The organism is Deinococcus radiopugnans ATCC 19172, assembly GCF_006335125.1.
Lineage (GTDB): Bacteria > Deinococcota > Deinococci > Deinococcales > Deinococcaceae > Deinococcus > Deinococcus radiopugnans.
In genome coordinates this window covers 184,972-197,178 of the sequence record NZ_VDMO01000008.1, presented here as the reverse complement: position 1 = coordinate 197,178, position 12,207 = coordinate 184,972, and the positions used below count along the sequence as shown (strand labels likewise).

Here is a 12,207-nt window from a genome sequence, read left to right as displayed (position 1 = left end):
GCTCCTCTCAAGTCCGCTCTAGCAGGACCGTTTCCTGAATCTTCAACCCTTGATTTAACGCGTCCTGGGCGTACTTTCGGGCTGCCTCCAGATCGTGGTCACGGAAGTTGCCGCACTCCAGTTCACTGACGCCGGGGATGGGTTGGCTGTGCGCGGCGGTGTCCTGCAAGGCCGCCTCAAAGGCCTTAAGAATGCGCGGCTCGTCCGGTTCACCGATCACGGCCATGTACATGCCTGTACGGCAGCCCATCGGCGACACGTCCACGATGTCGGTCAGGTGGTCGCGCAGGTAGCCGGCCAGCAGGTGTTCCAGGGTATGGATGGCGGCCGGTTCGATGGCTCCCGCGTTTGGTTGCAGCAGCCGCAGATCGTACTTGCTGACGCTGTCGCCGCGTGGGGTGGTCTTGACCCCGGCGAGCCGCACGTAGGGGGCTTTGACTTTGGTGTGGTCCAGATCGAAGGATTCGACGTTTGCCATGCCCACTATTGTGGCCTTCCTTCAAGCAGCAGAAAGTGGTAGGCGGATGAAGCCTGGCCGCATCTGTCCTCTTGCCACAGGACACTCCATATACTGCGCGGCGTGCCGACGCTGACCGACCGTGCTTCCCGCGCCCCCTTCTGGCTGCCGCTGCTGATCGCCGCCGTGCTGATCTTCGCGGACCAGGCCCTGAAAGGCTGGGCCCTGGCGAACCTGCAGGAGGGAGCCGCCCCCCGCGTCGTCATTCCGGGCGTCCTGGAATGGTTCCTGACCTTCAACACCGGCGCAGCGTGGAGCATGTTTAGCGGGAGCGCGGCTCCTCTGGCCCTGGGACGTCTGCTGGTGGGCCTGGGCCTCCTGGTCTACCTGTACCTGCGCCCGCAACAGCGCTTCCTGAGCGTGGTGCTGGCGATGATCTCGGCGGGCGCCATCGGCAACGCCATCGACGGCCTGCGCTTCGGCAAGGTCACCGACATGATTCACGCGCCGCCTCTGAGTGCCATTACCCGCTCTGTCGGGCAGGGCGACTTTCCGATCTTCAACATCGCCGACAGTTGCGTGGTGGTGGGCACCATCGCGCTCCTGATCGGCAGCTTCGTGCTGGAGCGCAAGCCGAAAGTTCAGGGCGGTACGCCAACGGACGACGGCCCCACCGGCAAACCCTGACCCCCGGTAGGTTTTGACGCAGGACTGCAAAACGCGCCCCCTTCCACGGTGGAAGGGGGCGCGCCGTTGAGTTGAACTTCAGTTCAGGTCAGGCTCTTGCGGCACTTGGAGCAGACCCGCAGGCGCAGGCTGACGCCCGCACGCGTGACCGTGAGGGGCTGGAGGTTGGGCTTCTGAACCCGCTTGCTGACGCCCGTGACCTTGCGGCCCACGCCGCCCGCCGCACGGGCCTTACCCCGGCGGATGACCGAGTTCACGACAATCGGTCCCTTTCCGCATACTTCGCATACTTTCGCCATGTTGGTTTCTCCTTAGATCCGCGTCGGATTTTTGCTGTGACCGGGGGCCTGCGCTGGGCCTCACCTGTTGAGGATGGGGCCTGACACCACGCCGGACGAAATCCGACAAGCCTTGCGACTGTAGCACATCGGGGGCCACGCAGGAAAGTGGAGAGGGCCGCTCAGGCCAGCGCCCGGATCTCCTCCCTGAGGGCGTCCAGCTGTGCGCCCAGTTCGGCGGCCCGCACTTTTGCGCCATTCAGGCGAGCCCCCTCCTGCTCGGTAAACCGGGTATACGGACTGATGGCGTCGCGCAGGCGGGCGTCGGCGCGCTCCTGCTCGCGCTCATACTCTCGGCGGACGATGGTTTCCAGAGCGGCGCGCAGACCCTCCACCTTGGAGCGCAGTTGCCGGTGGGCCTGCAGACGCTTGTTGGGAAGCACGAACAGGCCCAGGCTGCCCAGCGTGAGCCCGGCCAGAATGCCCCCGGTGAAATCCAGCGCCGACGCGCCGATCAACGCCCCCAGGCCCGCGCCGATCCCCAGCCCACCAGCCAGACCGCCCACCGCGCCCTTCATGGCGTCCTCGGCATCGCGCGCCAGCTGACGGGCCAGTTCGTTCTCGGTGACATTTTCCAGATGATCGTGGGCGCTTCCGGCGATGCTCTCCAGCAACGCGCCCCGGTCGTAGGCGAAGCGGGTGCGGGCCACCTCGTTGGACGGCTGACGGCGGATCAGGAAGGCCTGCACGTCCTCCCAGAAGTGCAAGTTGGCCTCCACGAAGCGGTCGATCATGCTGCCGAACTGGCGATCAATCGCGCCGGGCAGGTCCGCCACCGCCTCTGTGCGGAACTGCTCTTCCATCTGACGGCTGTTCAGCAGCCCACGGAGGTTGCCGAAGCGCAGCTTGTCGTCGATAAAGCGGTCCGCGCGGACCTCAAACTCCGAGAGCAGCCGGGCCACACGGTTGAGCTGACCGTCCAGTTCACCCAGCATGGTGACGCGGTGGTGCTCGCGCTGGGCCTCCAGATCGCGCAGGATGTTCAAGTCTTCGGCGAGGGTCTGACGGGCGGCATCGGCGCGGGTCACCTCACCCGACAGCAGTTCCGTCGCCGTGCCCAGCGGACTTTGCAACTTGAGGCGGGTGCGCTCGGTCTGAGACAGCCGCATCTTGAGCACCTCGCGCAGGGCATGAAAGCCCGGATCGCCGCCGCGCTGCTCGGCCCGCGCGCTGATCAGCAGCACTGGTGGCGTCAAGCCCAGCACGCCGCGCGCCCCGGTTTCGACGAACTCGCGGACCTGCGCCTTCTGCTCCTGCGTTTCCAGCAGGTCGGCCTTGTTGACCACCATGATCACCGAGCGGCCCCAGCGGGCGGCCAGACTCAGGAATTGACGCTCAGACTCGGTGAAAGGACGGTCACTGCTGGTCAGGAACAGCACCAGATCGGCGCGGGGCAGGAACCCCTCGGTGAGCGCCTGGTGCTGGCGGATGATCGCGTTGGTGCCGGGGGTATCCACCAGTGCCACGCCTTCCAGACTGGGCAGCGGGTAGGTCAGGCGGCTGACAAAGGGATCGCGGGTGGCCTCCATCTGCCCGGCCTGCTCGCCGTGGACGAGAACGTAGATGCGGTCGGTGGTGGGTGTGACCCCCTCGGGCAGCACCTGTGCGCCCAGTAGTGCATTGACGAAGCTGCTCTTGCCAGCGTTGAACTCGCCCACCACCACCAGCAAGAAGGTCTCATCGAGTGAGCGGGCCGCCGTGCGGGCGTGTTCAGTCACCTCAGGCGGCGCCCCCTGGGTTTCCAGAAAGGCCTGAAGGTCCGCGAGCAGCGTGCGCTCACGGGAGAGCAGGGCCTGAACCTGTTCGCCGATCAGTTGAGGGGCCTGCATGGGGAAAGTGTAGAGCCTCCACGTCTGGGCAGGCGTGAAGGCTCAGGAGGGGTAAAGGGCGCTCAGTTGGCGGCGACTTTACCCAGGTTCAGGGGATAGACGCTGAGGTTGTAAGTCCCTGTCTGCCCCGGAAGTCTGGTGAGCTTGCCATTGACGACGCGCCCGGTGGCGAGGTTGATGTTGACCCCGGTCACGCCTGTGGTGGCCGCCGTGGCGGGCGTGTAACCGAACATGGTGTAGGTGGCCCCGGCGGTAGTGGTCGGCATGATGTAATCGGAGACGAGATTGGCATCGCTGTCGGCAATAGGTGGCAGAGTAAGACTAGCGGGAGACGTCGTAGAGGGGTTGCTCTCGTAGTAGTAATCGCGATATTCCGCCAGCACCCATGTCGAAGCGTCATTAGCTGCATCTGCGCCAGGATTGGACGCACCGCTGGTGCCTGCGACCCATACCGAACGCAGCACCGGGTAATATGCGAAGAAACGGTAACAACCATCGTTTGTGGCTGACGCACAGGCCAGGGCCGGGTTACGTGGCGGCAGAATCATAGCCAGTATCGGATGCGTGGCCACCGTCCAATTCTTATTGCTGGTGATGGGATTACGTCGGAGCGCGGTATCGTTCAATGCCATGGCGACGCCTGGGGGAAAGACATACCATGCCTCCTTGACCCGCGAGGCGATCAGTTGCTGGGCGTTGACGGTTTCCTGCTGAAGTTCCGCGCGGGCAACCGCCAACGTGGTGGTCCGCGAGCTGCTGATAAAAGTGTTGCTAACCGCCAACAACACCACGCCCAGGATCGCTATAACCACCAGCATCTCGACCAGGGTGAAGCCTGCCTCGCCGCTACGTTTCATTGTGGCCTCAGCACATCAAGGACCAGGGTAGTGGCTTGCGGTCCCGTGCCGGCGGTAATTTGTATTCGGCGCATGGGCGGTACGGGAGCAGCGGCCGCCGGGCATGGGACAGCGCGCGAGATATCAGTCAGGGTACCTGGGCTGCCCGCTCGCGAGTCCAACGGCTGGCTTTTAGCGGTCACGCCCGTAGGCAGAATCAGACTGGGTGCGCAATTGCTGCTGTACACAGCAGCGTCCCGCCACGCACCCTTAACCGACTCGATCACCTGCTGCGCCTGAGTAGCGCTGGTCAGTTGAACCTCTCCCTGACGGTTGATCCCCAGTAGCGCCGTAATACTGGGGATCAACACTGCCAGCAGAATGCCAAAAAGAGCGATAGCCACCAGCACCTCAATCAGCGTAAACCCCTGCTCAAAACGGTCAAATTTGTCATTCATTTGTTTCATGGCTTCACCAGCATGACGCGCCCAGTGATACCAACCACTCGAACCTCAATGGATGGGATGTTGGGCGTTTGGCTCTCTACGACATAACGAGTGCCATTAATAGTGCTGGTCATCTCGCCATAGGGCGCGTTATAGGTCAGTGTCCGCGCCGCCGGGCAGCCGTCTAAACACCTAAAAGTGACCCCCCTGGGTAAGGTGGCGGTCTTTGGAGTCGCCGTGCCGCTTGGAATTTCTACTGTATAGCCTGTCAGGTTACCAACACCCGCCCACTTGAAAGCTCCCGATGCGCTGCGCCGCTGGGCGCTGGCCCGGGCGGCACGCAGATCGGCAGCAATCTGATTAGCCCCCTCGCGAACTTCTGCAGCTCGAATACTGCGCAGATAGGAGAGGCCGAAAATGCCCATCAGGATGCCGAGAATAGCGAGGACTATCAGAATTTCGAGAAGCGTAAAACCCTGCTGACGTATGCAACTGTTCCTCATGGTGCGTCAGCCTGGGTACCCTGTTGGACCACAAAGTTTTCCAGGGTTAGGCCCTCATCGCTGCCGTCTTTTTTAACCCAGGTAGGAGAGACCGGGAAGAAAGGAGGCGTAAAACCAGGATTCTGAAACCGGCGGTCATGCGAGAAGTTCCGACCATAACCACTGACGCTGGTCAAACCATTCACGGTACCAAAAGCTCCGTACCAGTTCTCAACCAGACCACCCACTAAATTCACTGTGCCACGAGCTCCCACACTCTTGTCGTCATAGTCATCCACTGTGACCTGACCCTCACTAGACATCAGCATAGCCTGAATGGTCAGATCATCTGGTGCGTCCTTATTTATCATTACATTGCCCTTTTGCGAAAAGATGCCCAGAACATTCTTAGGGGGTTCAGCACCACTATTTACACATGCATTCAGATCTTTAGTGCAGGATTCATCAGAGAGCATAAGATCTCCGGAGATCCCAACGTTATCGGTTTCAGATGCCACGGTAATCTGTGAAAAAGGGGCTATGGCCGGGCCAGCAGACTGATCGTCATCGTAGCGATCTGGACCCATCAAGCTTTCAATACCTTTTTCACCGAATATAGTGCCATTGAAAGGGCGAGGCTTAGATGGAGAGGCGGGATCAGGAACAACTGCCCACTGCCCATCAGTGCTCTTCTGCTCCAACTTCCCTTGAGCATCTACCCTGTAAAAGTCATATTGCTCTACGTTTCCATAGGCATCTCTATAACTATACTTTTTGCACTTCCCTTTCTTGTTTTTTGCAATACATACTTTTTCGACACCTACCTTCTGTTTATCAATTCCCTTAAATACTTGGATGTGCTGGTATTTTGGAACAGGCATCCACTTCTTTGGATTATTAGTAAAGCTAGTAGGCGAATTGCCATTTGCGTCACCCGCCAAGAGCGTAACTCCCAGTACTTGTTCGCCAAAGTATAGGCCGCGGCCCTTAGTATATCGCGCTATCTCATCCGGATCCGAAGTGACATTGATGGGAGGTATAACGCCTTGGGCAGCAGCCCGCTGACTACTGGCATTGATGGGCATAGGGCGATATGAACCCGTGAATGTGGCATCCTTGATTTTGGTGCCGTCGGCACGAGTCAACTCATTTAGCTTAGGGTTGGCCTGAGTATAAAGTTGCTGCAACACGCTGGCATTTTTTTGATCATTGGTATCCACACCACTAACTGCCGTCTTTAACCCGTTGGTGGTATACACACCAGGTGTTTGACTACACTCGCCACCAGACGGCATTCCTATTTTGGGTAGGTTCGTACAACCCGCACTACTCAGCCGACCCGAAAAACTGGCCGTCGCGTTTGAAATAAAGAGAAATTTTTCGTTTGTATGTACAGGGCCGTCAAAAGCCTGAGTAGTGAAATTGACGTTGGGATTCACGTCATCCTGAGCACTGAGACTGCGATGGTGGTTGGTAAACAAAACATTGTCCAGATAGCTAGGCAGGCTAATATCTATCCACCAACTGGTCTTATTGCTGCGATTGGCTTTGAGGATTCGCGTGGCTGCGGCCTGTTCTCCCTTAACTCTCAAAAAATTTAGTTGAAGGTAGAAGCGGTAACTACTATTGTTAAGTCGCACGACTTTGGTCGGCATGAGCGCATAACTAATCGTCGCGCCGTCAACGGAGAACTTCTGCTCAATCCCCAACTGAGTCTTCCAGAAAGCCTGTTTGAGTGACAGAGTGGAAGGTCGTTCGCCACTAGGCAGGCGCATATATGCAGTGTCATTCACCAACTGGGCAAAAACATCAAATTGATTTACAGCCGCCGAACTCTGAACAGCGCAGGTGCTCACCGCACCGTCTGCCGAGGTGGTCCAGTTGGAATTCCCGCAGTACTTTTCTGCGTAGCTGCGAATAGTAGTGGCCGTAGTGCCGTTTGGGATCGTCAAGTTTTCCTTACTCAGAATGCTCTGCACATCCCTTAATCGACCTTGCGCCAGTGCCACACCGGACTCGGCCACGTACTGCGCCCGCAGTGAGGCCGTTTGATCGGCGGTGGTCCGCCGACTGGAGAGCGTAAGCTGCGACGAGGCGGCCAGCAGCGCGGCCAGAAGCATCATGGTCAGGAGAACAACCAGCACCATGGTTGCTCCCTGAGTGGTTTGCGAACGATTCACCCCTCCAGTCTGCCCTCAGCACCCTCGCAAAACCATTACCCGATCAGGGTTGCCCTCCCCCCCGATTGTGGGGCTCCGCCCGCAGGGCCTCACACTTGCCTCTGGGCTTCACCCGGTCAGTCCTGATCCGCCCGGCCCATCAGGTACAGCTCCAGAATCTGCACCGCCGCCGCCTCGTCCTCGTCGGCTGCGCCCAGTTCGCGGGCACGGCGGGTGGTGAAGCGCTCGTCCTGATAGGCCACCGTGTAACCCTGCTCAGTCAGGATCTTGCCGAAGGCCCGCACTCGGTCCGCAGAGGCGCTATGGGCGCCGTCGGTCCGCAGGGGCAGTCCCAGCAGCAGCAGGCCCGCTCCTGTCTCTCGGACCTTGAGCCGCACCGCTTTCAGGTCCAACGGCAGCCGCTTGCGGTCCACGCTGCCGCGTCCGAAGGCCAGCCGCCCGGCGCTGACCGCAAAGCCGATGCGCGATTTGCTGACGTCCAGGGCCAGCACAGTGGGCAGAGTGCTGGGGACAGGGGCGTCGCTCATTCACGCGAGTGTACTGAAATGGGCGCTAGGCTGGGCGGCATGACCCAGGACAGCGTGATCCTCTCGCAGACCCGCGCAGGCGTCTGCACCCTGACCCTCAACCGCCCGGACAAGCTGAACGCCGCCAACGACGAGTTGCTGCTGACCCTGACCGCCGAACTGAAAAAGGCGGAGGCCGACCAGACTGTGCGCGTGGTGGTCCTGACCGGCGCGGGCCGGGGCTTTTGCGCGGGACAGGACCTCAGCGACGTGTCGGGCCGCGACATGACCTTCACCGAGCACCTGAACCACACCTACAATCCGCTGATCCGCACCATCCGCACGCTGGACAAACCGGTGATCAGCGCGGTCAACGGCGTGGCGGCGGGGGCGGGGGCCAGCCTGGCCCTGGCCGGGGACATCCGGCTGTGGGCGCAGTCGGCCCGGCTGATCGAGATTTTCTCCAACATCGCCCTCGTCCCCGATTCGGGCAGCACGTGGTTCCTGCCCCGCCTGGTCGGGTACAGCCGCGCCTTCGAGCTGATGGCCTTTGCCGAGCGCGTGGACGCAGACACGGCACTGAAACTGGGACTGTGTGAGCATGTGTTCGCCGACGAATCCTTTGTGGACGACGTTCAGGCCTATGCCGAGCGCCTCGCGCAGCGCCCGGCCAACGCCCTGAAACTGACCAAGCAGGCGCTGAACGCCGCCGTGACCAGCACGCTGGACGAGGCGCTGGATCAGGAGGCCGTGCTGCAACAAGTGGCCGGAGACCACTGGGAGCACCAGGAGGGGGTCACCGCTTTCAAGGAAAAACGCGCACCCGACTTCGTGCGCGTCCAGGACTGAGTTGTGGGGGCGGCCCACGCTGGCCGCCCGGCCTCACAGGTCCAGCGGATCGGGTTCTGCGCTGGCGCGCTTGCCCTCCTCCAGCGTGTTCTTGTGACGGAAGACCTTGTCGCGCTCGGCCTCCAGCGCCACGCCAGCGGTGTCGTCACCGGGTTTGAGCAGCTCGTCGGCGTGCTGCACCGTGGGGTCCGGCGCGGTGTAGTCGCCCTGCGAGGCGTCGTGGTGGCTGCGGTCCGTCTGGTTCAGATCGATCTCGCCGCGCTGCTGCTCCAGGCGTTCCTTGTCGGGCCGGGGGTTGGTCATGATGGAGACCTCCTGCTGAAAAGTGGGCTGCTGGGGATGGGGAACAGAGGCCGGAATGTTGGGCTCGGTGCCGGCCACCGGGACATCTGAAGTGGTGGAGGATGGGTGAACAGAGGGCTTAACTGAATTTGTGGTGACTGGCTCGACGCCGACCCTGCCCACCCCGTCCGGTGAGTAAACGGTCATCTCGCCCTCCGCCTGGGGCTCCTCGCCCAGTTCGCTGATCAGGCGCTCACGGGCGCCGATTTCCTCTTCCGCACGGCGAATCTCGTCCTGAATACCGCTCAGGGTGTCCGGTTCGGCCCCGGCGTGGTAAGCGCGGCCCAGGCGGGCAAAATGGCTGTCCACCTCCCGGCCCAGCTGAAAGACTTCCAGGCGCAACCTCGCCACCTGCGCGACTTCCTCGCCCCGGCGCTGCACACGCTCGGCGCCGCGCTTGACAGAATTCAGGATGTTATCCAGCATGGGTTCAGTGTGCGCTGCCGGACCCTCGCGGGGGTGAGGGCAGGTTTAGAGATTCTGAGCAGGGCGTGGAGAAGCCGTTCGCCTGGTGTCGTTGGACTCCTCTCGGCAGGTCTGCCCTTGCCGTTGCACAAGGCCAGGTACCGGCGGCCTCTCCACTGGTTTGTGGACAGCAAAAGCAACCCGGAAATTTGGACATCGGGCGGCCCTGTGTCTTCGTGTCTTCACGCTTTGGGCCTGAACGTCTGCACGTTTTTGTGCCCACGTTCGCGAGACAGCGTCGATTTCAAGACCGAAAGGAATGAAAAAAGGCCGCAATCAGCGATCACGACCCCACTTTGCTGCTCTGGCGGAACGAGAGGGATTCGAACCCTCGATAGGGTTGCCCCTATACACGCTTTCCAGGCGTGCTCCTTCAACCACTCGGACACCGTTCCAACGTTGCCGCCGCCAGCGGCGCGCGCACAGCAGAGTAGCGGGTCAGGAGGCGAAAATCAAACGGCGGTGCAGCGCTCCTCCTCTGCCCTTTCGCACCCGGTTCAATTTTCTGGCGGACCATGGGGACCGGACGGGGGCCTACAATCGGGGCGTGATTGTGTCCACCCTTCTGCTCGCGCTCTCGGCCGTGCTGGTGTCCTACCTGATCGGGTCCGTCCCGGCGGCGTCGTGGCTGGCCCATTCGCGTGGCGTCGACATCCGCAAGGTGGGCAGCGGCAACAGCGGCGCCACCAATGTGCTGCGCTCGCTGGGCAAGGGTCCGGCGTTCCTGGTGGCCGCCTTCGACATCCTGAAAGGGGCGCTGGCAGTCTGGTTGGCGCGCGCCCTGGGCCTGCCGCCGGAATGGGTGGGGCTGTGCGGGGTGGCCGCCGTGATCGGGCACAACTTCAGCCCGTTCCTGGGCTTCCGGGGCGGCAAGGGGGTGGCCACCAGCTTCGGCACCATCGCCGTCCTCGATCCGGTGGCGGGCGCGGGGGCCTTCGTGCTGGGCGTGTTCACCATGTGGCTGACCCGCTTTGTCAGTGCGGGCAGCATTCTGGGCGCCCTGACGGCGGGCATTCTGGTGGTGGCGCTGGGCCGGCCCGGCTGGCTGACCCTGGTGATCCTGTTCCTGGCCGCGCTGCTGATCTGGCAGCACCGCGCCAACATCGGGCGGCTGACGGCGGGCAAGGAGTCGCGGCTGGGCGAGAAGGTTCGCTGAGCCGCGCGGGGCTGCGGGGACGGCTGCGCTATTCTGGAGGGGTCAAACAATCCACGCCCACCCCACCGGAGAACACAGATGCCCGTCAGGATCAGGATTTACGGCAAGGAAGCCACCTTCTCGCAGGGGTGCTGGGACTGCGACGACGACAGCCTGCAGGCCATGCTGCAGGGTCTGGCAGACCCCCGCGCCCTCACCGAGGCGCAGGAACGGGAACATGCCCTGTACGCCGCCGGACGCTTCGGCGGACTGATCGCCACGCCGCTGGGCTGGGAGGCCGCCCCGCATCCCGAGGCCGAGATCAAGATGGAGGATTTCGCCCCTGGACCGCGCCCGGAGCGGGCCGGATGGCTCAGCTTTCTGCGTAAGAAAAAGTGAGGCGGGACCAGGGCACAGGCTAGCCAGCCCGCTTGACCCGCCCTCCCGGCAGCCTCTACCCTGCACACATGAGCCGCGCTGCCCTCACGACGATTGCCTCGTAGCGGCGGCCTGTTGAATCACCGCCGCCCGCAGACCGCGTGGCGGATTTTTTTTGAAGGAGACCAAGTATGCGCGTAGCCATTGTGGGAGCCACCGGAGCCGTCGGGCACGAACTGCTGAGCGTGCTGGAAAAGAGCAGTCTGCAATTTGACGAGCTGCTGCTGTTCGCCTCGCCGCGTTCGGCGGGCAGCACCCTGACCTTCAAGGGGCAGGAACTGACCGTACAGGCCACGCCCGAGGGGGCCATCGACGCCGACGTGATCCTGGCCTCGGCGGGCGGCGCGATCAGCAAGGCCAAGGCCCCGGCATGGGTGGCGGGCGGCGCGGTGGTGATCGACAACTCCAGCGCCTTCCGCTACGACGCGGACGTGCCGCTGGTGGTGCCGGAGGTCAACGGCGAGGCCGCGCTGAGGCACAAGGGCATCATCGCCAACCCCAACTGCACCACCGCCGTGGCCGTGCTGGCCGTGGCCCCGATTCACCGCGAGTACGGCGTAAAACGCATGATCGTGTCGACCTATCAGGCCACCAGCGGCGCGGGCCAGAAGGGCATGGACGAGCTGCTGGAGCAGACCCACATGGTCCTGCACGGCAAGGACGCCACCAACGACGTGTTCGCCCATCCCATCCCCTTCAACGTCATCCCGCATATCGACGCCTTTCAGGACAACGGCTACACCAAGGAAGAGATGAAGGTGGCCTGGGAAACCCGCAAGATCATCGGGGACGAGTCCCTGAAGATCAGCTGCACCGCCGTGCGTATTCCCACGCTGCGAACGCACAGCGAGGCCATCACGCTGGACCTGGAACGCCCCGCCACCCCGCAGGCCGTGCGCGAGTTGCTGGCGCGCTCTGCCGGGGTGGAGGTGCGCGACGATCCGGGGGGCAAGTTGTACCCCATGCCCATGACGGCCAGCGGCAAGTACGACGTGGAGGTGGGCCGCATCCGCGAATCGCTGGTCTTTGACGGCGGCATCGACCTGTTCGTGGCGGGGGACCAGCTCCTCAAGGGCGCGGCGCTGAATGCCGTGCAGATCGCCGAGTACCTGCAGGAGCACGGCGCGCTGAAGGGCAAGCAGCGGGCGTAAAGCTGCCGGGAAACGAGAGCCGCCTGAACTTCCTGTCAGGCGGCTCTCTCCCATTTGCGATTTCCC

14 protein-coding genes and 1 tRNA gene are annotated in these 12,207 nt (G+C 62.4%); 5 read left to right on the top strand and 10 right to left on the bottom strand.

The genetic code is table 11. The features are described 5' to 3' along the window. Positions 1-7 precede the first annotated feature (7 nt). Positions 8-478 carry an S-ribosylhomocysteine lyase gene (locus FHR04_RS09475; RefSeq protein WP_039681552.1) on the bottom strand — a complete coding sequence of 157 codons (471 nt, stop codon included), beginning with the start codon at positions 476-478 and terminating at the stop codon, positions 8-10. Between the two features lie 63 nt (positions 479-541). Here FHR04_RS09475 and lspA point away from each other — a divergent pair, with 63 nt between their 5' ends. Beyond that, on the top strand, positions 542-1,144 hold the full coding sequence (lspA, locus tag FHR04_RS09470) for a signal peptidase II (protein ID WP_139402736.1): 603 nt from the start codon (positions 542-544) through the stop codon (positions 1,142-1,144). A gap of 83 nt (positions 1,145-1,227) precedes the next feature. On the opposite strand, the gene rpmB is transcribed toward lspA, so the two are convergent. From rpmB to ruvX, 7 genes are all read right to left on the bottom strand, one after another. Beyond that, the gene (gene rpmB / locus FHR04_RS09465) at positions 1,228-1,443 is read right to left on the bottom strand and encodes a 50S ribosomal protein L28 (protein WP_039681550.1); all 216 of its coding nucleotides are present in this window, start codon (positions 1,441-1,443) and stop codon (positions 1,228-1,230) included. Positions 1,444-1,604: 161 nt separating this feature from the next. Further along, positions 1,605-3,311, bottom strand: a complete 1,707-nt coding sequence (locus FHR04_RS09460; RefSeq protein WP_139402734.1) for a dynamin family protein — start codon at positions 3,309-3,311, stop codon at positions 1,605-1,607. Between the two features lie 62 nt (positions 3,312-3,373). Then, positions 3,374-4,168 (bottom strand): PilW family protein, encoded by a 795-nt coding sequence (locus tag FHR04_RS09455; RefSeq protein ID WP_139402732.1) that lies wholly within the window; start codon positions 4,166-4,168, stop codon positions 3,374-3,376. Continuing rightward, positions 4,165-4,614 (bottom strand): prepilin-type N-terminal cleavage/methylation domain-containing protein, encoded by a 450-nt coding sequence (locus FHR04_RS09450; protein WP_249039055.1) that lies wholly within the window; start codon positions 4,612-4,614, stop codon positions 4,165-4,167. The genes FHR04_RS09455 and FHR04_RS09450 overlap by 4 nt, the downstream gene beginning before the upstream one ends. Beyond that, entirely contained in the window at positions 4,611-5,096 is a 486-nt protein-coding gene (locus tag FHR04_RS09445) for a pilus assembly FimT family protein (protein WP_139402729.1), read from the bottom strand. The genes FHR04_RS09450 and FHR04_RS09445 overlap by 4 nt, the downstream gene beginning before the upstream one ends. Next, positions 5,093-7,255, bottom strand: a complete 2,163-nt coding sequence (locus FHR04_RS09440; protein ID WP_139402728.1) for a hypothetical protein — start codon at positions 7,253-7,255, stop codon at positions 5,093-5,095. The genes FHR04_RS09445 and FHR04_RS09440 overlap by 4 nt, the downstream gene beginning before the upstream one ends. A gap of 116 nt (positions 7,256-7,371) precedes the next feature. Then, a complete protein-coding gene (gene ruvX, locus FHR04_RS09435; RefSeq protein ID WP_139402726.1) occupies positions 7,372-7,782 on the bottom strand; it encodes a Holliday junction resolvase RuvX in 411 nt (136 codons plus the stop codon). A gap of 39 nt (positions 7,783-7,821) precedes the next feature. Here ruvX and FHR04_RS09430 point away from each other — a divergent pair, with 39 nt between their 5' ends. Then, the gene (locus FHR04_RS09430; protein ID WP_139402724.1) at positions 7,822-8,610 is read left to right on the top strand and encodes an enoyl-CoA hydratase-related protein; all 789 of its coding nucleotides are present in this window, start codon (positions 7,822-7,824) and stop codon (positions 8,608-8,610) included. A gap of 33 nt (positions 8,611-8,643) precedes the next feature. On the opposite strand, the gene FHR04_RS21390 is transcribed toward FHR04_RS09430, so the two are convergent. Both FHR04_RS21390 and FHR04_RS09420 read right to left on the bottom strand, forming a co-directional pair. Beyond that, a complete protein-coding gene (locus FHR04_RS21390; RefSeq protein ID WP_249039054.1) occupies positions 8,644-9,378 on the bottom strand; it encodes a hypothetical protein in 735 nt (244 codons plus the stop codon). A 344-nt stretch (positions 9,379-9,722) separates the two neighbouring features. After that, positions 9,723-9,812 (bottom strand) — tRNA-Ser (locus FHR04_RS09420). A gap of 152 nt (positions 9,813-9,964) precedes the next feature. Between FHR04_RS09420 and plsY the strand changes: the two genes are divergently transcribed. From plsY to FHR04_RS09405, 3 genes are all read left to right on the top strand, one after another. Next, a complete protein-coding gene (gene plsY, locus FHR04_RS09415; RefSeq protein ID WP_375782569.1) occupies positions 9,965-10,573 on the top strand; it encodes a glycerol-3-phosphate 1-O-acyltransferase PlsY in 609 nt (202 codons plus the stop codon). Between the two features lie 78 nt (positions 10,574-10,651). Next, a complete protein-coding gene (locus tag FHR04_RS09410) occupies positions 10,652-10,951 on the top strand; it encodes a hypothetical protein (RefSeq protein WP_039681544.1) in 300 nt (99 codons plus the stop codon). Between the two features lie 170 nt (positions 10,952-11,121). Then, positions 11,122-12,141, top strand: a complete 1,020-nt coding sequence (locus FHR04_RS09405; RefSeq protein WP_139402722.1) for an aspartate-semialdehyde dehydrogenase — start codon at positions 11,122-11,124, stop codon at positions 12,139-12,141. Positions 12,142-12,207: the final 66 nt, after the last annotated feature.